Below are 22,509 nucleotides of genomic sequence, written 5' to 3'. Positions count from 1 at the left end.
GATACTGTGGTCAAGTCGCGGTTTTGGCCCCTTCAGTCACTATATGTTGTGCCGGGCCGGTGGACAAGGCGGGCACAAGGCTGTGGATAACCTGGGTGCGAACGCGCGCCAGCGCAGGCCCGACAAGGCCTCCCGCCGTTGGTGAACGTTTCGCCGCCGGCGGTGCGATCTCGTTTCGCGTGGGCTGCGGACACGCGGGCGAAGCGAGCGGCCGCCGGCCGCGATCACGCCCCGGCCGGCTCGCGTTCGCCCCGCGTTTTCAGATACTTGCCCAGCACCGCCGGCGTGACGGCGGGCGTCATTGTTATTTTTGAGCGTCGGCGCGGTCGCAATAGTGTCATCCCGCGATTCCAGGCTGGCGGCGCGGCGACCATCCGGGCGACAATCACGGCATGGAAATCATCGTCATTCGCCACGGCATCGCGCTGGACGGCGACGAAGCACACGCCATGGGGCTGTCCGACGCCGAGCGACCGCTCACCGCCAAGGGCCAGCGGCGCACGCGGGCGGCCGCGGCGGGGCTGTACGCGGTCCTCGGCAGTACGCCGATCGACGCGCTCATCACCAGCCCGCTGCTGCGCGCCCGCGAAACCGCGGAACTGCTGGCCGGCGGGCTGGGCGATCCGCCCGTGGACGAGACCGATGCCCTCGCCCCGCCCGTGGACATGGCCGCGCTCGACACCTTCCTGCACAGCCATTTCGGCGACCGCCGCCTGGTGCTCGTCGGCCACGAGCCGGATCTGGCGACCTGGGTGTCCTGGAGCCTGACCCGTCGCCGCGACCGGCTCATGGCCTTCAAGAAGGCCGGCGCCGCCCTGCTGGAGTTCCCGGGCTCGCCGGAGGGCGGCACAGGCACGCTGCGCTGGCTGCTCACCGCCGGCCAGCTGCGGGCGCTCGGTTGAGGCGGCAGCGGATTCGTCGATGCTCGACTGGCTGATTGTCGGCGGCGGCCCGCAGGGGCGCCATGTCGGCGCCTGCCTGCGCCGCGCGGCCCCCGCGGCCGCGATCGCGGTGCTCGACGATCGGCCCGCACTCGCGGCCTGGCGCCGGCGGGCCGATGCCTGCGGCATGCGCTTTCTGCGGTCCTCCGGGGCGCACCATCTGGGCCGGCGCGCGGACGCGCTGCGCCGCTTCGCCGCGGACCACGGCTTCGACGACAGCCATCATCTGGGCTACTACCGGCGCCCGTCGCGCGCGCTGTTCGAAGCCCACGCCGAACAGGCCACCGCCGGCCTGGACCATATCGCCACACGTGCGCAGGCGATCGAACCCGCGGCCGGCCACTGGCGCATCGCCGCCGCCGACGAGCCGCCGCTGCGCGCCCGACGCGTGGTCCTGGCCCTGGGCCCGAATGCGCCCGACCGACCGGCCTGGGGCGGCGCGGCCGAGCACGTCTTCGATGCCGGCTTCCGGGCCGATACCGGCCCGGCCGGGGCGCGCGTGGCCGTGGTCGGCGGCGGCATCACCGGCGCCCAGCTCGCCCTGTCGCTGGCCGCGACCGGCCGCGACGTCTGCTGGGTGACGCGCAGCGCGCCGCGGGCCGCGGATTTCGACAGCGACCCCTGCTATGCCGGCGCCAAGTGCCTGGCCCCGTTCGCACGACTGCCGATCGCCGACCGCAGCGCCGCGCTCGCCGCGGCCCGGCTGCCGGGCACCCTGCCCCCGGACGTCATGGCCCGCATCACCGCGGCCCTCGCCGCCGGCGAGATCGCCTGGCGCCGCGGCGAAGTCACCGCGCAGGACGACGCCGGCCTGCGTCTGGCCGACGGCCGCCGCATCGACGCCGACCGCGTGATCCTGGCCACCGGCTTCGAGCCGCGGCCGCGTGCCAACAGTCTCCCGGGGGCGACGATCGCGCGTCTGGGGCTGTCGAGCGACGCCACCGGCCATCTGCATCTCGACGACACGCTCGAGGCCGCGCCCGGGCTGCACGTCGTCGGCCGGCCGGCCAGCCTTCAGCTCGGGCCGATGGCGGGCAATATTCGCGGCGCCCGGCTGGCCGGGCCACGGCTCGCCGCGATCGCCGCCGCCGAAGACGGGCCGCTGGCGCGGCGCGCCTGACACGGCCCGTGCCTGAATCCTGAATACTTGCGTGTCACCGCGGCGCGGCGGCCCGCCTATCGAAAACGCGAGACGCGGCGGCCGTCCGGGCAAGGCGCCGGCATCGCGCCCGGTCGTCGCAGCGGCCCTGTGCCCGGGCCCATCGCAGCGCCCCTTCCGCTCGCATGGAGCGTCGGCGCAGACGCCGCGCGCCGTTCACCCGACGATCGTCACCGCCCCGAGCCCAGCTGGAAAAACCGACTGGAAACAAACGCTGCATCGATCGGCCGGCGGCGCGGCCCCGGCCGCAGCGCGTGACCCGCGGGCCACGGCGCGCATCGGCGACACCGCCCGAGCCGGCGACTCCGCTTACGGACGTGCGACGCGCCTCGACGAGGCTGGCGGATCCTGGCTCGCGTCCGTACCCCGGGCGTCTGCAAGCACGACGCCGGCCCCTCCCTGGCGCGCCAACGCAACCTTCCGTTCCGGCCGAAAGCAGACACGCCGACGGCGATCGTGATCGGCAGCGAGGGGGCAACACCGGCCGCGTCGGGCGTCAGTCCATCAACGGCGGCGCTTCCTTGAGATAGTCGCGGCGCTTGTTCGTCGCCTCGCCGGTCAGGGCGAAGCCCTGCAGCGCGCCCTCCTCGTCGACGAAACGCGCCTCGAGATCGGTGCCGCTGCCCTCGACGGCCCATTCGCCGTGCCGGTCGACCGGCGGGTAGACGATCACCGGGCAGACATGGGTCTTCACGATGATCGGCAGGGTCGGATACTTAACCTGGCCGGCGGTGTCGCCCTCGGCCGCGGCCAGGGTCTTGCCCAGCGTGCGGGCGCACTGCATGAGGGGCCCGACGTAGGGCCGCCAGTGGCCGTCGACCTCGGCGCAGTCGCCGAGCGCGTAGATGTCCGGATCGCTGGTGACCAGCGTGCGGTCGACCAGGACGCCGCGGTCGACCGCCAGGCCGGCGGCCTCGGCGAGCTCGGTGTCGGCGCGCAGGCCGACGGCCGAAAGCACCACGTCGGCGTGCACGCTGTCGTCGTCGTCGAGCACGACCTGGCGCTGGCCGCTGGCATCGTGCACGCCGACCGCGGCCCGGCCCAGATACCAGCTCACCCCGGCGCGCCCCAGCGCCTGCTTGACCGCACGACCGCAGTCCTTGGGCAGCAGCTGCGACAAGGGCCAGCCGGCCGGGTCGATCACCGAGACGTCGTAGCCGGCGCCGATCAGGTCGTTGGCGAACTCGCAGCCGATCAGGCCGGCGCCGATGATCGCCACGTGGCCGCCTTCGACGAGGTTGCCGCGGAAGACACGATAGTCGGCCAGCGTGTTGACCTTGTGGATGGACTGCACGGCGTCGCCGCCGAGGTTGAGCACGATCGGCTCGGCGCCGTTGGCCAGCACCAGCTTGCGATAGGTCCGCCTCTCGCCGTTGAGGCTGACCGTGTGCGCGGCCGGATCGATGGCCTCCACCTGGCGGTGGGTCATGATCTCGGCGTCCAGGTCGGCGGCCATGGCCTCGGCGTCGCGCTTGACCAGATCCTCCGGCGCGGCGTCCTTGGCGTGGGCCTCGGACAGATCCGGCTTGTAGTAGCTGGCGCCGTCGTCGCGGGTGATGAGCACGAGCGGCGTCTCGCTGTCGTGCTTGCGTAGTTCACGCGCGGTGCCGTAACCGGCCAGTCCCGTACCGAGAATGATGATCGGATCCATGCAGCTGTCCTGGTGAAATCGCCTGATTGAATGAGGGCTCGGCGGCGCCGCCAGGGGCGCCCCTGTCGCGGGCCGGCCCGTCGCGCCGCCGGGCCGTCGAACGGTCTGCCGTCAGCATACGACAGCGCGCGGCGGGGCGAGGCGGCCGGCGATCGCGGGCCGACCATTGATCCCGTCGACACCGGCCGGTCGCCACGCCGGCCCCGCCTCGCTGCGACCGACATCAGCGGGTGTGCGGGCGCCGCGCCGCCTGTCCGGACATCCGGACGCGCACCGCCAGTCTAAGGCCCGTGGGAAAGCGCCGGCGGCGCCGTCGAGCGCGCTTGCACGCGGGCGACGATCGCGAGCCGGCACGATTGCGCGCCCGCGGCGCCGTAGCGTGCGCACCTTTCCGCCCCGGCCCGGCGAGCGGTGCCGCGAGCGACGCCCGCAATGGCCCGACCCGGCGCGATGCGCCTCCGCGCGAGGCCGCCGCTCAACGCCGGTTTCATCGCCCGCGACGGCTGGACGCTGCGGCCGCTCGCCGCGGCTTGGGCGGCCATCGACGCGGCGGCCGTCGACGTGGTCGACCGGCGCTAGTCGACCTCCATCATCTCGAAGTCGTCCTTGGGCGCGCCGCAGTCGGGGCAGGTCCAGTCGTCGGGAATGTCCTCCCACTTGGTGCCCGGCTCGATGCCTTCGTCGGGCATGCCCTCGGCCTCGTCGTACTCGAAGCCGCAGACGATGCATTGCCACTTCTTCATCGGTGTCCCTTCGTGTTGTCCGTGCCAAAAAACGGGCGCTGCCTCGGCAGCGCCCCGTCGTGGCCGCCAAGGCTACCAAAAGCCCCGGCCGGCGGCGATATGACGCGCCGGGCGTCACGCCGGCGGCGGGTATTCGGACAGCAGGCGGGCACGGGCGCCGGGCTGCAGATTGGCGCGGCGCAGATCGCCCTGGTAGTGGGCGAGCACGCGCGGATCCATGACCCGGTACCAGAGCGGCGGGAAATAGGCGAGCACGATCATGCCGGCGTAGCCGGTGGGCAGTTCCGGGGCCTCGTCGAAGTGGCGCAGGGACTGGTAGCGCCGGGTCGGATGCGCGTGGTGATCGGAATGGCGCTGCAGGTGGAACAGGAAGATGTTGGTCACGATGTGATCGTTGTTCCAGGAATGCTCCGGCCGGCAGCGCCCGTAGCGGCCGTTCGCACGCCGGGCGCGCAGCAGGCCGTAGTGCTCGGCATAGTTCACCGCCTCCAGCAGCGAGGCGCCCAGCATCGCCTGCACGATCAGAAACGGCAGCAGTGCGAGGCCGAACACGAGCATGAGCGTGCCCCAGAGCAGCGCCGTCATCGCCCAGGCCTGCAGCACCTCGTTGTGGAGCGACCACACGGGCCGGCCCCGGCGCGCCAGCCGGCGGGCCTCGATGTGCCAGGCCGAACGCACGCTGCCCACGACCGTGCGCGGCAGAAACGCCCAGAAGGACTCGCCCATGCGCGCGCTCGCCGGATCCTCCGGCGTGGCCACGCGCCGGTGATGGCCGTAATTGTGCTCGACGTAGAAATGGCCGTAGGCCACCGGCGCGAGCGCGATCTTGGCCAGCCAGCTCTCCACGACGGTGTTCTTGTGGCCGAGCTCGTGGGCGGTATTGATGGAGATGCCCGAGAGCATGCCGATCGTGCTCACGAAACCGAGCCACTGCCAACCGGTGAGATCCTGGGTGCCGACAATCGTACAGACGCCGATGAACAGCGCCATCTGCACGAGCACGTAGATGTAGGTCGAGTAACGATAGAAGGGATCGTCCTCGAGGATGTCGAGCACCCGCTCCGGCGGGTTCGTGCTGTCCTTGCCAATGGCCAGATCCAGCAGCGGCACCAGTAAGTAGACCGTGATCGGCCCCGCGAACATCAGCGGCGTGAGCCCGGTCAGCCAGCCGGTGAGCGCGACCGCAGCGACGATCAGGATGATGCCGAAGCCCATCGGCCACAGCCAGCGCTTGCGATCGTGGGCCCGGGCCTGGGCGAGGGTGAAGTCCGCCGTGTCCATAACGCGTCTCCCGCGCGGCCTGCCACCGGCCACCGCGCTTTGTTACATTACTCAATGTCAAAGACTAGAACCCGACCGACCGGTAAGTCAATTTGCTGTGCTAGCCTTCGCGACAACGCTTTTCATGCCCCTTGCCATGGCGCAGCCGGCCGCCGAGCGCAGCAGCACCCGCGAGCGCGTGCGCGCCACCGCATTCCGTCTGTTCGGCCGCTTCGGCTACGACGGCGTGTCCATGCTGGCGGTGGCCCGCGGCGCGGGCGTGACCAAGGCCGCGCTCTACTGGCACTACGAGAACAAGGCCGACCTCTACGCGGCCTGCATGCGCCAGCTCGTGGGCCTGTTCGAGGAACGCGTGTTCGAGGCGGCGGCGGCCGAGCCGGACCCGGTCGAGCGCATCTTCGCGCTGTTCGCGGGGCTGCAGCAGCTCGTCGACGACGAGCGCGTGGTCGACGGCGTGGCCGGCTACTGGCTCCGGCCCGCCAGCGCGGACGTGAGCGCCGCACGCGCGGTGCAGGCGGAGTTCGAGGCCGGCGCCAGCGCCGCGATCGAGGCCGTGCTCGAGGAGGCCCGCGCCGCCGACGCCCTGCAGATCGAGGGCTCGGCCGAGGACTTCGCGCGCGCCTTCATCGCGATCATGGAGGCCATCGTGCTGCCGATGGGCAACCGCGGCGCGCCCGAACATCGCCGCGTGGTGGCCGTGCTCGCCCGTACCTTCTTCCAGGCCCACGCCCGCACGCCCGGGCTGGCCGAACGCGCGGCCCGGGGGCTCGGTGCCCCGGCGGCCGCCCCCGCCGAGCCCAGCGAGGACCGCTCATGAATCGTGCCGCCCCCGACCTCGCCGACGAGACCGATGCGGACACCATCCGCCGGCTGTTCGAGGCCCAGCGTCCGCGCGCGCTGGCGCTGCGCACGTCCACCGCCGCCGAGCGCATCGACAAGCTCAAGCGGCTGCGCCGGCTGATGTACGCGCGCTGGGACGATATCCGCGCCGCCTGCCACGCCGACTTCGCCAAGCCGGCCGCGGAGGTCGACATCAGCGAGATCCTGCCGGTGGTGGCCGAAGCCAACCACGCCATCCGGCATCTGAAGCGCTGGATGAAGCCCGAACGCAAGCGCCCGACGCTGCTCATGTTCGGCACCCGGGCCGAGGTGCGCTTCGAGCCGCGCGGGCGCTGTCTGATCATCTCGCCCTGGAACTATCCGATCAATCTGTCCTTCGGGCCGCTGGTCTCGGCGATCGCGGCCGGCAACACCGTGATCCTCAAGCCCTCGGAAATGACGCCGCACTGCGCGGCACTCATGCAGGACATGCTCGGCGAACTCTTCGACGAGGACGAGATCACGACCGTGCAGGGCGCGGTCGAGACCTCGCAGCACCTGCTCGAACTGCCCTTCGACCACATCTTCTTCACCGGCTCGCCGGCGGTCGGGCGGATCGTGATGGCCGCGGCCGCCCAGCATCTGACCTCGGTCACGCTCGAACTCGGCGGCAAGTCGCCGGTGATCGTCGACAAGACCGCGGACATCGCCAAGACCGCGCAGAACGTGGCCTGGGGCAAGTTCGCCAACAGCGGCCAGACCTGCATCGCGCCGGACCATGTCCACGTCCACGCCGACGTGGCCGATGCCTTCGTCGAAGCGATGCGCAAGGCGGTGACGAAGTTCTACGGCGAACGCCGGGACATTCCCGACAACCCCGACTACTGCCGCATCGTCAACGAGCGCCACCACGACCGCGTGCGCGGCCTGGCCGACGACGCCACCGAGCGCGGCGCGCACACGCCGCTGGGCGATACCGCGGCCGGGGGCGACAACTACATCGCGCCGACGCTGCTCACCGACATCGACCCCGAGTCGCGCGTGCTCGACGAGGAGATCTTCGGCCCGCTGCTGCCGGTGCTGACCTTCACCGACGTCGACCAGCCGATCGCACGCATCAACGCGGCGCCGAAGCCGCTGGCGCTGTACGTCTTCGCGCGCGACGACGCCTTCATCGAACGCGTGATCGGGGCGACCAGCGCGGGCGGCACCTGCATCAATCAGTCGGTGGTGCACTTCCTGCACACCCACCTGCCGTTCGGCGGCGTCAACAACTCGGGCCTCGGCAATTCGCACGGCCATTACGGCTTCCGGGCGTTCTCGCACGAGCGCGCGGTGCTGCGCGAGCGCTTCTCGCTGGCCTTTCTGTTCCTGCCGCCCTACACGCGCTTCACGCGCTGGGTGATCCGGCTGGCGGTCAAGTACATGAACTGATCGGGTATGGTATGAGCCCGAATCGTCCGCGGGCGCCGGTCGCGCCGGAACCCGCGCCCCGTCCACCCGTTCGACACGACAGGATCCGCCGATGACCGCAGCCCAACGCTTCAAGGAGGCGCTCGCCGCCGAACAGCCGCTCCAGATCGCCGGTGCGATCAACGCCTATTCCGCCATGCTCGCCGAGCACAGCGGCTTCAGGGCGATCTATCTGTCCGGCGGCGGCGTGGCCAACTGGTCCTACGGCCTGCCCGATCTGGGCATGACCACGATGAACGACGTCCTCGAGGACGTGCGCCGGATCACCTACGCCACCGACGTGCCGCTGCTGGTCGACATCGACACCGGCTGGGGCAGCGCCTTCAACATCGCGCGCACGATCAAGCTGTTCGAGGGCGCCGGCGCGGCCTGCGTGCACATCGAGGACCAGGTCGCGGCCAAGCGCTGCGGCCACCGGCCGGGCAAGGAGATCATCAGCCAGGACGAGATGGTCGAGCGCGTGACCGCGGCGGCCGACGCCCGCGACGACATGCTGATCATGGCCCGCACCGACGCGCTCGCCGTCGAGGGTCTGGACTCGGCGGTCGAACGCGCGGCGGCCTGCATCGAGGCCGGCGCGGACTTCATCTTCGCCGAGGCGATGACCGATCTGGCGATGTACAAGCGCTTCACCGACCTCGGCGTGCCGGTGCTGGCCAACATCACCGAATTCGGCACCACCGATCTCTACACCACCGAGGAACTGGCCGGCCAGGGCGTGGCGATGGTGCTGTATCCGCTGTCGGCCTCGCGCGCGATGGCCAACGCGGCGCTCGACGTCTATGCCGCCATCCGCCGCGACGGCACGCAGAAGCAGGTCGTCGACCGCATGCAGACCCGCAGCGAGCTCTACGAGCATCTGGGTTATCACGCCTACGAGGACAAGCTCGACGCCCTGTTCGGCGACGGCAAGGGACGCTAGCGCCGCGACGGCGCCCCGGCGAGGACAACGCGCATGAACCGGAACACCGTGCTCGCCCTGATGATCGTCCTGGCCATGGTCGTGGTCGGCGTCTACTGGGTCACGCAGCCGCCCGCCCCCACGGGCGGGCCCGATCCGGCGACCGGCACCGCCACATCGGACGGGGAGACGGCCTCGAAGCCCGACACGGCGTCGGCCGACGCCCCGGCCGAAGAGTCGTCCGACGCCGAGCAGCCGCCGGACGAGACCCAGGCCGACGCCGAACCGGTCGAGGCCGGCTTCTGCGAACGCGACTTCGACGCCACCGAGGCGCGGTCGGCGGACGTCGAGGCCCTGCGGGCCGCCGGCGGCCTCGTCTACATCTTCGAACGCGAGGCCGCGCTCGACGACCCCTACGGCTGCGCGGACTACTATCTGGAGCGCGGCCTCGACGTCGATGCCGTCGACACGCGCGAGGATACCGAGCCGCTGACGCCGCTGTTCTTCGCCATCAAGCGCAACGACCCGAAGATGCTGCGCTTCATGCTCGATCATGGTGCTGATCTAAACAAACGCGCGGGGGTCGCAAACGCCGACGGCGAACGGCTCAAACCGCTCGGCTACGCCTACAACCTCGCCTTCGACGACACCCGCATCGACCGCAACGAAGTGATCGGCATCCTCGACTCGGCGCTGACCGAGCAGAGTGCGACCGGCGGATTGACAAACGACGGTTCATAGCCGGCATCGGGCCGGATACATACCCATCGCCCAAGCTCAGTTGCCACCGGAGTGGCCCAGGAACACGGAGGGAATCCTTAGCGCGGCAGCGCTTTGGGCGGTCAACTGCAGCGACTTGTTGACAATCATTCCAGTGCCTCAGCAACTAAAGCTGATGGATCAGTATTCGGTGCCGTCCAATTCGCGATACTGGGATGAGTAGCGACAACAACCGTTTGCGAGGAGGTATTTTTGAACGCTCTGCTTTTCCAGCGCCGGTTATTGCGTTCTACGAACTCACCCGCCAATTCAGTAGCGTCTAATTTGCCGCAAACATATTTCCCAACGGTGGCACCAAAACACAGAATGAGCGAGGGCTCCTGATTTTCAATGACATGAGCGTGAAATGGCCAACACTGATCAGCGAGCAATTGCTTATGTTGTTTTATATCCTGCTCTCTACGGGTGCGTTTAAAAATAAGGTTGCTACACGGAACCTGGCCAGAATCTAAGCTCAATTTATCAAATAGATGCAATATCCGTGGGGCCATTCCGTACGAGCCGGGCTTTTTACCCCTCCAGGATTCGTCTCGATACGCGGACCAATTGCGAGGATATTCTTTGAGCACCCTGTTTGTATGCCATCGAATTGTTTCTTCAGACTGAGCTATTGGATCTCCTCCGGGATTTAACCCAAGAACGTAAAGTGGGCTAGAAGATGAAAAAGCCTCGGTCCCTGAGTAAAAAACGCTTCCAGATGTATGTTCTAGCTCGGCAGGAATCAGCTCTACGAGTCTTTGCATGAGCGATGAGGTGCTCTTCATGATGCCCAATGCTCGATATCAGCGTCCCGTGATTCGCTCGGCGGCTTCGCGGTACTTGGCGGCGGTGTTGGCGATAACGTCGGCCGGCAGCCGCGGCCCCGGGGCGGTCTTGTCCCAGTCCAGCGTTTCCAGATAATCGCGCACGTACTGCTTGTCGAAGCTGGGCGGGCTCATGCCTGTCGCGTACTCGGACACCGGCCAGAAGCGCGAGGAATCCGGCGTGAGGACCTCGTCGATGAGCACCAGATCGCCGTTACCGTCGACGCCGAACTCGAACTTGGTGTCGGCGATGATGATGCCGCGTTCGCGCGCATAGGCGGCGGCTCGCTTGTAGATCGACAGCGTCGCATGGCGGATGCGCGTGGCCCGGTCCTCGCCCACCAGCGCGACCACGCGATCGAAGTCGATGGCCTCGTCGTGGTCGCCGGCCTCGGCCTTGGTCGAGGGCGTGAAGATCGGCTGCGGCAACTGCTCGGCCTGGCGCAGACCGGCGGGCAGCTCGATGCCGGAGACGGCGCCGGTGGTCTGATAGTCCTTCCAGCCGGAACCGATGATGTAGCCGCGGGCGACGGCCTCGACCGGCAGCGCGGCCAGCCGCCGCACGAGCATGGCGCGGGTCTCGACCTGGGCGATCTCGTCGGCGGTGAGCACATCCGCCAGCGCGAGATCCGCGCGATGGTTGGGAATATCGTCGGCGAACCGGTCGAACCAGAAGTTCGACACCGCGGTGAGGACCGCCCCCTTGCCCGGAATCGGATCGGGCAGGATCACGTCGAAGGCCGACAGCCGGTCGGTGGCGACGATCAACAGATGGTCGTCGCCGACCGCGTAGATGTCGCGCACCTTGCCGCGCATGAGCAGCGGCACGCTGTGCAGGTCGGATTCGTAGAGCGTATCGGGCATCGGGGACGGCGGCTGCGTTGTCGCGGTCTCAGTCTAGCAGCCGTCGGCGGCGCTCAGATCAGCCCGTAGCGGCCACCGCTGCCGACGACGACCACGATCAGCCCCAGCGCCAGATTGACGCCGGCCAGCACCCGCAGCTGGTTCATCGCCCGGCCGGCGTCGGCCAGCGTCCCCGCGGCCAGGGCCACGCGCATCCGCCGCCAGGGCGCGAAGAACATGTGTGCGAACAGCGCGAACATCACCCAGCCGAGGCCCTGCATCACGTGCACGTAGACCGGCGCGGCGGCCATACCCCCGGTCATGAACACCACGGTGTTGCCGGTGACCAGGAGCACGATGATGGCGATCCACACGCACAGGAAGAAGCGCCCCATCGCGTTCGAGAGCAGCGGCAGTCGCTCGGCCAGCGGCATCGCCGCGGCGGCGGGCCGCAGGATGCAGACCATGAAGAACAGCCCGCCGACCCAGATCACGGCAGCGAGGGTGTGCAGCGCGACGAGATAGGCCATGGACAACGCTCGGTGTCGAATCGGATGGCGCAGAGCGTAAACTACGCCGTGCCACCGATCCACGGATTTCTCGCATGCCCGCCACGTCCCGCACGCCACTCATCGCGCCCTCGATTCTCGCCGCCGATCTCGCCGCGCTCGGCGACGAATGCGAAGCCGTGATCGCTGCCGGCGCGGACTGGATCCATTTCGATGTGATGGACAATCATTACGTGCCCAACCTCACCTTCGGCCCGCCGGTCTGCGCCGCCCTCGCCAGGCGCCTGAAGGCCAGCCACCCGGACACGCCGATCGACGTCCACCTGATGGTCAAGCCGGTGGACGCGCTGATCTCGGCGTTCGCCGACGCCGACGCGGATTCGATCACCTTCCACCCGGAGGCCAGCGAGCATATCGACCGCAGCCTGCAGCTGGCGCGCGATGCCGGCTGCAAGACCGGGCTCGTATTCAACCCGGCCACGCCGCTGGAATACCTCAAGTACGTGCTCGACAAGATCGACATCGTGCTGATCATGTCGGTCAACCCGGGCTTCGGCGGCCAGGCGTTCATCGAGGAATCGATCGGCAAGATCGCCGAGGCGCGCGAGATCATCGACGCCAGCGGGCGCGAGATTCGCCTGGAGGTCGACGGCGGCATCAAGACCGACAACATCGCCCGGGTGGCCGCCGCCGGCGCCGACACCTTCGTGGCCGGCTCGGCGATCTTCGGCCAGCCCGACTACGCCGGCGTCATCCGCGACATGCGCGCCCGGATCGGCTGATCTGGCGGCCGGGGCGTCTGCGCCTCAGGGCACGCCCAGCACACGTAGTCCCGCGGTAACCGCCGCTGCCGCGATCACCAGCCACGGCAGTGACAGGCCACGCCAGGCCGCGGCACAGGCAAGTACCACACCGGCAATGCGGGCAGCGCTCGGGCCCGTATCGGCCCCGGCGTCCACGGTCGACGTGGCCACGAGCGCAGCCAGCATGACCGTCGCCGCCATCGCCAGCCCCGACTCAAGCCGCCGGCCGGGCCGCCAGACGCCTCCGATGAGCGGCCCCGCCAGCCGGAAGGCCAGCGTGCCGACCGTCAATCCGACCACGATCGGAATCCACATCAACGCTGCGCCGGCGGCAGACCCACCGCCAGACCAGCGAGCGACAGCAGCACCGGTGCGCCCGCAGGCAGCCACGGCAGCGTCAGCACCGCGAGCGAAGCGCCGGCCAGACAGGCCCGGGCGGTCGGACCGTCGTTTAGCGCCGGCCGGATCAGGCCGAAGAGGATCGCCGGCAGCACCGCGTCCAAACCCAGCGCCTGCGTATCGGCGATTCGGCCGCCGAACGCCACGCCCGCCGCGACCGCGATATTCCACACCGCAAAGACGGCAATACCGGCTCGCCAGAACAACGCCTGCGGACGCTCGGGATCGCGGGCGCCCAGCACCAACGCGGTGTTGACGTCAGTGATGAGGTGCGCGCCGGCCAGCCGTGTGGCGCTCCCCGCCCCGAGCGCGTCGCGCACCGCGAAACTGTAGGCGATCAGGCGGGCGTTGATGACCAGCCCGACCGCCACCGCCGCCAGCGCGCCGCCACCCCCCAGCACCACGCCGAGGGCCGCGAACTGGGCGCTGCCCGCGAACACCAGTAGCGACAGTAGAATCGGTACCGCGGGCGGCAGCCCCGCCGAGATCGCGAGTGTGCCGAATGACAGACCAACGAGCGCGTAGGCGAACATGACCGGCAACAACGTTCGCGTCAGGGATACGCTTTTCGTATTTTTTGTAATACTCATGATCGATATATAAAACGATTCGACCCGAACCAGTCAAACGCCGCCCCGCAGAGGAGCCGATCGTGAACGACGACGCCGAACACGCCGCCACCGCCGCCGCCCTGATCACTGGCATCGCCGACCGGTTGCGCCGCGAGCGCGAACGCGCACAGCTGTCGGCCTCCGAACTGGCACGCCGCGCCGGTCTCGCCAAGTCCACGCTCACGCAGCTGGAAGCCGGGCAGGGCAACCCGGGCGTAGAGACGCTATGGGCACTCGCGGTGGCGCTGGGCGTGCCGTTCGCACAGCTGATCGCCGAACCTGCGCCGGTCACGCAGATCGTTCGCGCCGGCGAAGGGCCGACCACACGGGCCGAACAAACCGACTTCGCCGCCACGCTACTGGCGAGCTGCCCGCCCGGACCGCGCCATAGCCTCTACCGGCTCACGCTGGGCGCCGGCGCCAGCCGCCATTCGGCTCCCCACATTCCCGGCACGGTCGAGCATCTGACGGTGACGGCGGGCCGGATGAACGCGGGCCCGGCGGATGCACCGGTCGATCTCGCTACCGGCGATTACATGCGCTTCCCCGGCGATATCGCCCATGTCTACACTGCCGTCACCGAGCCGGCCCATGCGGTGCTCGTCATGGCCTACCCGTGATTGCAGCCCGCGAGCACGCCGTAGACGCAAGCGCCCGGCAGCTACTTGGCAAGGCCGGCGCGATACGTCAGCATTACGCTAATAGTGCGCCGAGAGGCGCCGGTACAACGCGATATCCCATGGCATCGAATCGATCCAAAAACGCCGTCAGCCGCGCGTTTGATGCGGCCTGGCGATGGCAGGCCAACGACTGGCGCGGCTGAAAGACCGCCGCGCGTCGCCGCGGCGCGTGCACGCGCCGCCCGTTGACCGTTGTCCGATCGAGTTCCGCCATGACCCATCCCGCTGATCCCCATGCCCCGCGCGTACCGCTCGTCGTCGAAGCGCTCGCCGATCTCGACACGCCGCTGTCGACCTATCTCAAGCTCGCCGACGCGCCCTATTCCTTCCTGCTGGAATCGGTCCAGGGCGGCGAACGCTGGGGCCGGTATTCCATCATCGGCCTGCCCTGCGCCGAGCGCATCCGCGTACGCGGGCGCACGCTGGTGCACGAACGCGACGACGAGATTCTCGAGACCGTCGACACCGACGATCCGCTCGCCTGGATCCAGGCCTTCAACGACGCCCGCCCGCTGCCGCGTCTGCCCGAGCTGCCGCGCCTGACCGGCGGGCTGGTCGGCTATTTCGGCTACGACACCATCCGCTATATCGAACCCCGACTGGCCGGCGGCGCCGACGACAAGGACGACCCGCTCGATCTGCCCGACATCCTGCTGCTCGTCGCCGAGGAGCTGGTCATCTTCGACAACCTCTCGGGCAAGCTCTACTGCGTGGCCCACTACGTGGAGGGCGACACCGCCGACCGCGAGCGCGTGGCCGCGCGCCTGGACACCCTGCTCGATGCCCTCGAACGCCCGCTCAGCGAAAGCGCGGCCCGCGGCAGCACCCGCGCGCCGGGTGCCGGCGAGCCCGCGCTGGACGACGACGCCTTCGTCTCCGGGCTGACCCAGGCCGGCTACGAGGATGCGGTGCGCCGTATCCGCGACTACACCCAGGCCGGCGACGTGATGCAGGTGGTGCCCAGCCAGCGCCTGTCTGCGCCGTTCAATGCGGAACCGATGTCGCTGTACCGGGCCCTGCGCAGCCTGAACCCGTCGCCGTACATGTACTACTTCAACTTCGGCGATCATCACGTGGTGGGCGCGTCGCCGGAGATTCTGGTGCGGGCGATGGACGGCGAGGTCACGGTCCGCCCGATCGCGGGTACGCGCAAACGCGGCGCCACCGAGAACGAGGACCAGGCCCTCGCCGACGACCTGCTGGCCGACCCGAAAGAGATCGCCGAGCACCTGATGCTCATCGATCTCGGGCGCAACGACGTGGGCCGGGTCAGCCGCCCGGGCAGCGTGAAGCTGACCGAGCGCATGGCCATCGAGCGCTATTCCCACGTCATGCACATCGTGTCCAACGTCACCGGCCGGCTCAAGGACGGCCTGACACCGATGGACGCGCTGCGCGCCGCGTTTCCGGCCGGCACGCTCTCCGGCGCGCCCAAGATCCGCGCGATGGAGATCATCGACGAGATCGAGCCGGTCCGGCGCGGCGTCTACGGCGGTGCGGTGGGTTATCTGGCCGGCAATGGCAGTATGGACCTGGCGATCGCCATCCGGACCGCGGTGCTCGCGAAGGGCGAGATCCACGTGCAGGCCGGCGGCGGCATCGTCGCGGACTCGGAGCCGACCACCGAGTGGGAGGAGACCATGAACAAGGCGAAGGCGGTGATGAAGGCCGCGGCGATCGCAGAGCGCGGGCTGACCACCCGCCGGCCGACCGTACACGACGGCCGCGACACACCGGGGGGTGCGGCATGATCCTCATGCTCGACAACTACGACTCGTTCACCTACAACCTCGTGCAGTATCTCGGCGAGCTCGAGGCCGAGGTGCACGTGGTCCGCAACGACCAGATCTCGGTCGCCGAGATCGAAGCGCTGGGCCCGGCCGGTGTGGTGGTCTCGCCCGGGCCCTGCAGCCCCGACGAGGCCGGGGTCTCGGTGGAACTGATCCAGCGCATGGCGCATCGCCTGCCGATTCTCGGCGTCTGTCTCGGCCATCAGGCCCTGGGCCAGGCCTTTGGCGGCACGGTCACGCGCGCGCGGCAGGTGATGCACGGCAAGACCTCGGTCATCCACCACGGCGGGCGCGGTGTGTTCGAGCGGCTGGCCAACCCGCTGACCGCCACCCGCTATCATTCGCTGATCGTGGCCCGCGAGGCGCTGCCGCGCGATTTCGAGATCACCGCCTGGACGGAGACCGACGACGGCGAGATGGACGAGATCATGGGCCTGATCCACACGCCCACCGGCGCCGAGGGCGTGCAGTTCCACCCCGAATCCATCCTCTCCGAGCACGGCCACGCCATGCTGCGCACCTTCCTCGCCCGCTGCGGCGAGCCCGTCGGCGAAGGAGCCGTTCGATGATCGACCGCGAGCTGATGAACCACATCGTCGCCGGGCGCGACCTGTCGCCCGAGCGCATGCACGCGGCGATGCGGGCGATCATGACCGGCCAGGCGACCGAGGCCCAGATCGGCGGCTTTCTCGTGGCCATGCGCATGAAGGGCGAGACCGTGCCCGAGATCGCGGCCGCCACCGCGGTCATGCGCGAACTGGCCACCGACGTGCCGGTCGACGCCGACCTGGCGGAACAGCTCGTCGATACCTGCGGCACCGGCGGCGACGCGGCCGAGCTGTTCAACGTCTCGACCGCGGCGGCCTTCGCCGTGGCCGCGGCCGGCGGCCACGTCGCCAAGCACGGCAACCGCTCGGTCTCGGGGAAATCCGGCAGCGCGGATCTGCTGGACGTCGCCGGCATCGCCATCGACACCACCCCGGAGCAGGTGGCCGAGTGCATCCGCCGGCTGGGCGTGGGCTTCATGTTCGCGCCGGCCCACCACGGCGCGATGAAATACGCCATCGGCCCGCGCCGGGAGCTGGGCGTGCGCACCATCTTCAACATCATCGGCCCGCTGACCAATCCGGCCGGGGCCGCCAATCAGGTCATGGGCGTGTTCAACGGCCATCTCTGCGAACCGCTGGCCGAGGTGCTGTCCAAGCTCGGCAGCCGCCATGTGATGGTCGTGCACGGCGAGGACGGGCTCGACGAACTCTCGATCAACGCGCCGACGCGCGTGGCCGAGCTCCGGGACGGCCGTATCGAGAGCTACAAGCTCGCGCCCGAGGACGTCGGCCTCGAGCGCGGCTCCCTGGACGCGCTGCGCGTGGAATCCGCCGCCGAGAGCTTCGCCATCGTGCGCGACGTGCTGGCCGGCAAGCCGGGCATCGCCGCCGACATGGTCGCCTTCAACGCCGGCGCGGCCCTGTACGTCGCCGGACATGCGCCCGACCTGCGGGCCGGAGTGACGCGCGCGAGCGAGGTTCTGGCCAGTGGCGCGGCCGGCGAACGCATGGCCGCATTGGCCGAACTCACCCAGCAGATGACCGGGCGCAGCGGCGTGGTCGCGCCGTGAGCATGCAGGCCACCGGCACCATCCTCGACCGCATCCTCGACCGCAAGCGCGAGGAGATCGAGACCTTCAGGGCGGCCACCTCGGCCGAGGCGCTCGCCGCGGCCGTGGCCGCGGCCCCCGCCCCGCGCGGCTTCGCCGCCGCGCTCCGGGCCCGCGCGCCGCGCGCCGTCATCGCCGAAATCAAGAAGGCCTCACCCAGCAAGGGACTGATCCGCGAGGATTTCGACGTCGCCTGGCTGGCGGCGCGCTACGCCGCGGGCGGCGCGGCCTGCCTGTCGGTACTCACCGATCGCGACCATTTCCAGGGCGACGACGACTTCCTTGCCGTCGCCCGCGAGGCCTGCGATCTGCCGGTGCTGCGCAAGGACTTCATCGTCGACCCGATCCAGGTCGACCAGTCACGGGCGCTGGGCGCCGACTGCATCCTGCTCATCGCCGCCGCCCTGTCCGGCGATCGGATGGCCGCGCTCGCCGACCGCGCCTTTGCGCTCGGTATGGACGTGCTGGCCGAAGTGCACGACGCCGCAGAGCTGGAACGCGCCCTCGCCCTGCCCGAGGCCACCATCCTCGGCATCAACAACCGCGACCTCAAGACCTTCGACACCACCCTGGAGACGAGCGTCGCACTGCGCGCAAGAATCCCTGCGGATCGACTTCTCGTGAGTGAAAGCGGCATTCATGTCCGAAACGACCTGAACCGCCTTGCAGAACATGATTTCGCTGCATTCTTGATCGGCGAATCCTTCATGCGTGCCCCCGACCCCGGCCGGGCACTGGCCGACCTCATCGGCTGAACCGGTTCGCCAGCCGACCGCGCGACGCCCGCGCTCGATCGCGTCGTCCCATGACCGCCCCAATCCGCAAGTAAACGCCGTCGAGCGCGCCGAGCGCTTTGACTCGATCACCGTAACCGCCGTGCGGGTTGATCCCGGCACCGACCGTCCCGATGCTGACATAATCCTTTAAAACGCTTGAGCGGACGGATTCAATGAAGGCGACCATCGACTGGCAGAACGCGCTGCAGTTTCGCGGCACGGCCGACAGCGGCCATGTCGTGACCATCGACGGCCCCCCGGACATCGGCGGCGAGAACGCCGGTTTCCGCCCCATGGAGATGATGCTGCTGTCGATCGGCGGCTGCAGCGCGATGGACGTGATGCACATCCTCAAGAAATCGCGCCAGGACGTCACCGACTGCCGAATCGAGGTGGAGGGCCAGCGCGCCGAGACCGAGCCGAAGGTGTTCACCGACATCCACCTGCGTTTCATCGTCTCCGGCCATGATCTCAGCGAAAAACACGTGGCACGGGCGGTCCAACTCTCGGCCGAGAAATACTGCTCCGCGTCGATCATGCTCGCGGCCAGCGTGAACATCACCCACGAGCACGTCGTCGAGCCCGCCTAGCGCTTGACGCACACCCATGGGCGCGGATACTGCGCCCTCCCGGAAAATGCCGATCGGCTGGCTCGCCATGGACAAACTTCGCCTGCACGGCTTCAACAACCTCACGAAGTCGTTGTCGTTCAATATCTACGACATCTGTTACGCGCGCACGCGCGAACAGAAAAAGGCCTATGTCGCCTATCTGGACGAAGTCTTCAACGCCGACCGCCTGACCCAGATCCTCACCGAGGTCTCGGAGATCATCGGCGCGCACATCCTCAACATCGCGCGCCAGGACTACGAGCCGGAGGGCGCGAGCGTGACCATCCTCATCGCCGAGGAGGCCGCCTACGACGGCCCCGTGCCGGATGCGGTGGTCGGGCATCTGGACAAGAGCCACATCACGGTCCACACCTATCCGGAGTTCCACCCGGACGACGGCATCTCCACCTTCCGGGCCGACATCGACGTCTCGACCTGCGGCCGCATCTCGCCGCTGCGGGCGCTGGATCATCTCATCCGCAGCTTCGAGTCGGACGTGGTGTCGATGGATTACCGGGTGCGCGGTTTCACGCGCGACGTCGACGGCGTCAAGCACTTCATCGACCACGAGATCAACTCCATCCAGGACTATATCCCCGACGACATCGGCAACCGCTACCAGATGATCGACGTCAACGTCCTGGCCGAGCGCATCTTCCACACCAAGATGCGCCTGACCGAACTCTCGCTCGACGACTATCTGTTCGCCGAACGCGCCGCGGACCTGAGCGAGGCCGAGGCCGAGACGCTGACCGAGCGCATCGAGGGCGAAGTCATGGAGATCTTCTACGGCCGCAACTTTCCGGACGAATAGCATCGACCATGGAAGTCCGGCCCGACCAGCTGCCACGCCAGCTCGAAGCCCAGCCGCTGGCCCGCTGCTACCTGCTGGCCGGCGACGAACCGCTGCAGGTGCTGGAGGCCGCCGACGCGGTGCGCGCCCGCGCCCGACGCGAGGGTTTCGACGAGCGTGAGGTGCTGCACGCCGAGCCCGGCTTCGACTGGGGCCGACTGGCGGCCGCGGGCGCGAGCCTGTCGCTGTTCTCGGACAAACGCATCCTGGAACTGCATCTGCCGGACAAGGGGCCGGGCAAACCGGGCAGCGCGGCGATCGTGGACTATGCGAAGAACGCCCCCGACACGACGCTGCTCATCGTGGTCGCCACGCCGATGGCCGCGAGCGCGCGCAAGAGCGCCTGGTACAAGGCGATGGCCAAGGCCGGCGTCGCCCTCTACGCCTGGCCCCTGCCCGGCAACCGCATGGCCGAATGGCTGCGCCGGCGCGCCGAGGCGCGTGGGGTGACCCTCGACGCCGAGGCCAACACGCTGCTGGCAACGCAGACGGAGGGCAACCTGCTCGCCGCCGCCCAGGAGGTCGACCGACTGGCCCTGCTGCATCCGGGCCAGCGCATCGGCGCGGCGGAGGTCGCCGCGGCCGCCAGCGACCATGCACGCTACGCGATCTTCGATCTGCCCGCCAAGGCGCTGGCCGGCGATGCGGCCGGCGCGCTCAAGACCCTGGCGCGCCTGCGCACCGAGGGCGTCGACGCGGTGCCGATCGCCTGGGCGCTGACGCGCGAGACCCGTCTGCTCTATCAAGCGGCCCTGGCCGCCCGCTCGAATCGTCTGGACGCGATGCTGTCCAAGGTGTTCATGCCGCCGGCACGCAAGCGCCAGATCGGCGCGGCCGCGAAGCGGGCCGACCCGGCGCGTCTCGCCCGGCTTCTGCAGCAGGCCGCCGCCCTCGACGCGGTCAACAAGGGCGCCCACGCCGGCCGCGCCTGGGACGACCTGATAACATTGACGCTCGGTCTGTGCGGCCGTCCGCCGCGCACGCCATCGATCCACCGCAGACCCGACCCGAGATGAGCGCCAACCTCAGCGACACGCAGGCCCCCGACGATTCCCGCATCCAGCGCCAGATCCGGCGCATGGGCGAGCGCGCGCGCAGTGCGGCCCGCACCATGGCCGCGGCCGAGCCGGGCGACAAGAACGCGGCGCTGTTCGCCATCGCCGAGGCGCTGATCGATCGCCGCGACACCATCCTCGCCGCCAACGCGAAGGATCTGCGCGAGGGCCGCGACAATCTGGACGCGGCGCTGCTCGAGCGCCTCGAGCTCACCGGTGCCCGTATCGAGCAGATGGCCGAGGGCCTGCGTCAGGTCGCCGCCCTGGCCGACCCGATCGGCAGCATCACCGACCTGAACTACCGACCCTCGGGGATCCAGGTCGGACGCATGCGCGTGCCGCTGGGTGTGATCGGCATCATCTACGAGTCGCGCCCGAACGTGACCGCCGACGCCGCCGCGCTGTGCCTGAAATCGGGCAACGCCGCACTGCTTCGCGGCGGCTCGGAGGCCGCGCTGTCCAATCAGGCGATCGCGGCCTGCATCCGCCGCGGGCTGACCGACGCCGGCCTGCCCGGCGATGCCGTACAGGTCATCGAGACCACCGACCGGGCCGCGGTCGGCGCCATGCTGGCGATGCCCGAGTACGTGGACGTGATCGTGCCGCGCGGCGGCAAGGGGCTGATCGAGTTCGTCTCAAAAAACGCGCGCATGCCGGTGATCAAGCATCTCGACGGCGTCTGCCATGTCTACATCGACGCGGCCGCGGACCTGGACAAGGCGATCGCGATCGCGATGAACGCCAAGACGCACCGCTTCGGCACCTGCAACACGATGGAGACCCTGCTGGTCGCCGAACCCATCGCCGAGCGCGTGCTGCGGCCGCTGGCGCAGAATCTGCGCCAGGCCGGCATCGAACTGCGCGGCTGCGAGCGCACCCGCCAGCTCGTCGGCGAGGAGGTCAAGCCGGCCACCGAGGACGACTGGGCGGCCGAGTATCTGGCGCCGATCCTGGCCATCCGGGTGGTCGACGACATGGCGGCAGCGATGGCGCACATCGAGACCTGGGGCTCGCGCCACACCGATGCCATCGTCACCGAGAACGTCACCGCCGCACGCGCCTTCCTGCGCGGCGTGGATTCGTCCTCGGTGATGGTCAACGCCTCCACCCGCTTCGCCGACGGTTTCGAATACGGTCTGGGTGCCGAGATCGGCATCTCGACGGACAAGCTGCACGCCCGCGGCCCGGTCGGCCTGGAGGGGCTGACCTCGCTGAAGTACGTCGTCTACGGCGACGGTCACGTCCGCTGAGACGGCCTCGGTGCCGCCCATCTTCGAGGGGAGTTCATGAGCCACGATCCGGTCGGTGTCCTCGGGGGCACCTTCGATCCCGTGCACAACGGCCATCTGCGGCTGGCGATGGAGATCGCCA

At 69.2% G+C, this 22,509-nt stretch carries 27 protein-coding genes; 18 read left to right on the top strand and 9 right to left on the bottom strand.

What is annotated here, in order from left to right:
* Positions 1-392 precede the first annotated feature (392 nt).
* Positions 393-902 (top strand): SixA phosphatase family protein, encoded by a 510-nt coding sequence (locus SAHL_RS04295; protein ID WP_123590166.1) that lies wholly within the window; start codon positions 393-395, stop codon positions 900-902.
* A 19-nt stretch (positions 903-921) separates the two neighbouring features.
* Positions 922-2,061 (top strand): FAD-dependent oxidoreductase, encoded by a 1,140-nt coding sequence (locus SAHL_RS04290; protein WP_123590165.1) that lies wholly within the window; start codon positions 922-924, stop codon positions 2,059-2,061.
* 535 nt (positions 2,062-2,596) lie between these two features.
* Here SAHL_RS04290 and SAHL_RS04285 read toward each other — a convergent pair.
* Complete coding sequence (locus tag SAHL_RS04285; RefSeq protein ID WP_123590164.1) at positions 2,597-3,751, bottom strand: NAD(P)/FAD-dependent oxidoreductase; 1,155 nt, start codon at positions 3,749-3,751, stop codon at positions 2,597-2,599.
* 432 nt (positions 3,752-4,183) lie between these two features.
* Here SAHL_RS04285 and SAHL_RS17750 point away from each other — a divergent pair, with 432 nt between their 5' ends.
* Complete coding sequence (locus SAHL_RS17750) at positions 4,184-4,330, top strand: hypothetical protein (RefSeq protein ID WP_184947347.1); 147 nt, start codon at positions 4,184-4,186, stop codon at positions 4,328-4,330.
* Here the strand turns inward: SAHL_RS17750 and SAHL_RS04280 are convergent.
* Both SAHL_RS04280 and SAHL_RS04275 read right to left on the bottom strand, forming a co-directional pair.
* Positions 4,327-4,494, bottom strand: a complete 168-nt coding sequence (locus SAHL_RS04280; protein WP_037335711.1) for a rubredoxin — start codon at positions 4,492-4,494, stop codon at positions 4,327-4,329. The genes SAHL_RS17750 and SAHL_RS04280 overlap by 4 nt on opposite strands.
* Positions 4,495-4,608: 114 nt before the next feature.
* A complete protein-coding gene (locus SAHL_RS04275; protein ID WP_123590163.1) occupies positions 4,609-5,775 on the bottom strand; it encodes an alkane 1-monooxygenase in 1,167 nt (388 codons plus the stop codon).
* Positions 5,776-5,911: 136 nt separating this feature from the next.
* Between SAHL_RS04275 and SAHL_RS04270 the strand changes: the two genes are divergently transcribed.
* From SAHL_RS04270 to SAHL_RS04255, 4 genes are all read left to right on the top strand, one after another.
* Entirely contained in the window at positions 5,912-6,592 is a 681-nt protein-coding gene (locus SAHL_RS04270; RefSeq protein ID WP_184947344.1) for a TetR/AcrR family transcriptional regulator, read from the top strand.
* Positions 6,589-8,028, top strand: a complete 1,440-nt coding sequence (locus SAHL_RS04265) for an aldehyde dehydrogenase family protein (protein ID WP_123590162.1) — start codon at positions 6,589-6,591, stop codon at positions 8,026-8,028. Before SAHL_RS04270 ends, SAHL_RS04265 begins: the two co-directional genes overlap by 4 nt.
* Positions 8,029-8,119: 91 nt before the next feature.
* The gene (gene prpB, locus SAHL_RS04260; RefSeq protein ID WP_123590161.1) at positions 8,120-8,989 is read left to right on the top strand and encodes a methylisocitrate lyase; all 870 of its coding nucleotides are present in this window, start codon (positions 8,120-8,122) and stop codon (positions 8,987-8,989) included.
* A gap of 33 nt (positions 8,990-9,022) precedes the next feature.
* Positions 9,023-9,709, top strand: a complete 687-nt coding sequence (locus SAHL_RS04255) for an ankyrin repeat domain-containing protein (protein WP_123590160.1) — start codon at positions 9,023-9,025, stop codon at positions 9,707-9,709.
* Between the two features lie 125 nt (positions 9,710-9,834).
* Here SAHL_RS04255 and SAHL_RS04250 read toward each other — a convergent pair whose 3' ends face one another.
* The 3 genes from SAHL_RS04250 to SAHL_RS04240 are packed head-to-tail and all read right to left on the bottom strand — an operon-like array spanning position 9,835 to position 11,924.
* The gene (locus SAHL_RS04250; RefSeq protein ID WP_148045480.1) at positions 9,835-10,512 is read right to left on the bottom strand and encodes a uracil-DNA glycosylase family protein; all 678 of its coding nucleotides are present in this window, start codon (positions 10,510-10,512) and stop codon (positions 9,835-9,837) included.
* 18 nt (positions 10,513-10,530) lie between these two features.
* Positions 10,531-11,415 carry a phosphoribosylaminoimidazolesuccinocarboxamide synthase gene (locus tag SAHL_RS04245; RefSeq protein ID WP_123590158.1) on the bottom strand — a complete coding sequence of 295 codons (885 nt, stop codon included), beginning with the start codon at positions 11,413-11,415 and terminating at the stop codon, positions 10,531-10,533.
* Between the two features lie 53 nt (positions 11,416-11,468).
* A complete protein-coding gene (locus SAHL_RS04240) occupies positions 11,469-11,924 on the bottom strand; it encodes a CopD family protein (RefSeq protein ID WP_123590157.1) in 456 nt (151 codons plus the stop codon).
* A 74-nt stretch (positions 11,925-11,998) separates the two neighbouring features.
* On the opposite strand from SAHL_RS04240, the gene rpe reads away from it, so the two are divergent.
* Positions 11,999-12,685, top strand: coding sequence for a ribulose-phosphate 3-epimerase (rpe, locus tag SAHL_RS04235; protein ID WP_123590156.1), 687 nt, complete (start codon positions 11,999-12,001; stop codon positions 12,683-12,685).
* A 24-nt stretch (positions 12,686-12,709) separates the two neighbouring features.
* Here the strand turns inward: rpe and SAHL_RS04230 are convergent, their stop codons facing one another.
* Positions 12,710-13,021 carry an AzlD domain-containing protein gene (locus tag SAHL_RS04230; protein WP_123590155.1) on the bottom strand — a complete coding sequence of 104 codons (312 nt, stop codon included), beginning with the start codon at positions 13,019-13,021 and terminating at the stop codon, positions 12,710-12,712.
* Positions 13,021-13,695 (bottom strand): AzlC family ABC transporter permease, encoded by a 675-nt coding sequence (locus SAHL_RS04225; protein ID WP_123590154.1) that lies wholly within the window; start codon positions 13,693-13,695, stop codon positions 13,021-13,023. Before SAHL_RS04225 ends, SAHL_RS04230 begins: the two co-directional genes overlap by 1 nt.
* Positions 13,696-13,757: 62 nt before the next feature.
* Between SAHL_RS04225 and SAHL_RS04220 the strand changes: the two genes are divergently transcribed.
* Entirely contained in the window at positions 13,758-14,336 is a 579-nt protein-coding gene (locus SAHL_RS04220) for a helix-turn-helix domain-containing protein (RefSeq protein WP_221177827.1), read from the top strand.
* A 73-nt stretch (positions 14,337-14,409) separates the two neighbouring features.
* On the opposite strand, the gene SAHL_RS17475 is transcribed toward SAHL_RS04220, so the two are convergent.
* A complete protein-coding gene (locus SAHL_RS17475) occupies positions 14,410-14,610 on the bottom strand; it encodes a hypothetical protein (RefSeq protein ID WP_148045479.1) in 201 nt (66 codons plus the stop codon).
* Between SAHL_RS17475 and trpE the strand changes: the two genes are divergently transcribed.
* The 9 genes from trpE to SAHL_RS18500 form a co-directional block, all read left to right on the top strand.
* Positions 14,609-16,147, top strand: coding sequence for an anthranilate synthase component I (trpE, locus tag SAHL_RS04215; RefSeq protein ID WP_123590153.1), 1,539 nt, complete (start codon positions 14,609-14,611; stop codon positions 16,145-16,147). The genes SAHL_RS17475 and trpE overlap by 2 nt on opposite strands.
* Positions 16,144-16,755, top strand: a complete 612-nt coding sequence (locus tag SAHL_RS04210; RefSeq protein ID WP_123590152.1) for an anthranilate synthase component II — start codon at positions 16,144-16,146, stop codon at positions 16,753-16,755. Before trpE ends, SAHL_RS04210 begins: the two co-directional genes overlap by 4 nt.
* Positions 16,752-17,804, top strand: coding sequence for an anthranilate phosphoribosyltransferase (trpD, locus tag SAHL_RS04205; protein ID WP_123590151.1), 1,053 nt, complete (start codon positions 16,752-16,754; stop codon positions 17,802-17,804). Before SAHL_RS04210 ends, trpD begins: the two co-directional genes overlap by 4 nt.
* A gap of 2 nt (positions 17,805-17,806) precedes the next feature.
* The gene (gene trpC / locus SAHL_RS04200) at positions 17,807-18,598 is read left to right on the top strand and encodes an indole-3-glycerol phosphate synthase TrpC (protein ID WP_123590150.1); all 792 of its coding nucleotides are present in this window, start codon (positions 17,807-17,809) and stop codon (positions 18,596-18,598) included.
* Between the two features lie 194 nt (positions 18,599-18,792).
* Positions 18,793-19,209 carry an OsmC family protein gene (locus tag SAHL_RS04195; RefSeq protein ID WP_123590149.1) on the top strand — a complete coding sequence of 139 codons (417 nt, stop codon included), beginning with the start codon at positions 18,793-18,795 and terminating at the stop codon, positions 19,207-19,209.
* A 46-nt stretch (positions 19,210-19,255) separates the two neighbouring features.
* Positions 19,256-20,044, top strand: a complete 789-nt coding sequence (speD, locus tag SAHL_RS04190; RefSeq protein ID WP_416235842.1) for an adenosylmethionine decarboxylase — start codon at positions 19,256-19,258, stop codon at positions 20,042-20,044.
* Positions 20,045-20,052: 8 nt separating this feature from the next.
* Positions 20,053-21,099, top strand: a complete 1,047-nt coding sequence (gene holA / locus SAHL_RS04185; RefSeq protein ID WP_123590148.1) for a DNA polymerase III subunit delta — start codon at positions 20,053-20,055, stop codon at positions 21,097-21,099.
* Complete coding sequence (locus SAHL_RS04180; RefSeq protein WP_123590195.1) at positions 21,096-22,388, top strand: glutamate-5-semialdehyde dehydrogenase; 1,293 nt, start codon at positions 21,096-21,098, stop codon at positions 22,386-22,388. The genes holA and SAHL_RS04180 overlap by 4 nt, the downstream gene beginning before the upstream one ends.
* 36 nt (positions 22,389-22,424) lie before the next feature.
* Positions 22,425-22,509, top strand: an 85-nt coding sequence (locus SAHL_RS18500; protein ID WP_148045481.1) for an adenylyltransferase/cytidyltransferase family protein, incomplete at its 3' end; no start/stop codon positions are given.

The sequence above is a fragment of the Salinisphaera orenii subsp. halophila YIM 95161 genome (assembly GCF_003732545.1).
GTDB lineage: Bacteria > Pseudomonadota > Gammaproteobacteria > Nevskiales > Salinisphaeraceae > Salinisphaera > Salinisphaera orenii_A.
The sequence above is the reverse complement of the archived record's forward strand: the minus strand, read 5'-3'. Positions and strand labels throughout refer to the sequence as shown.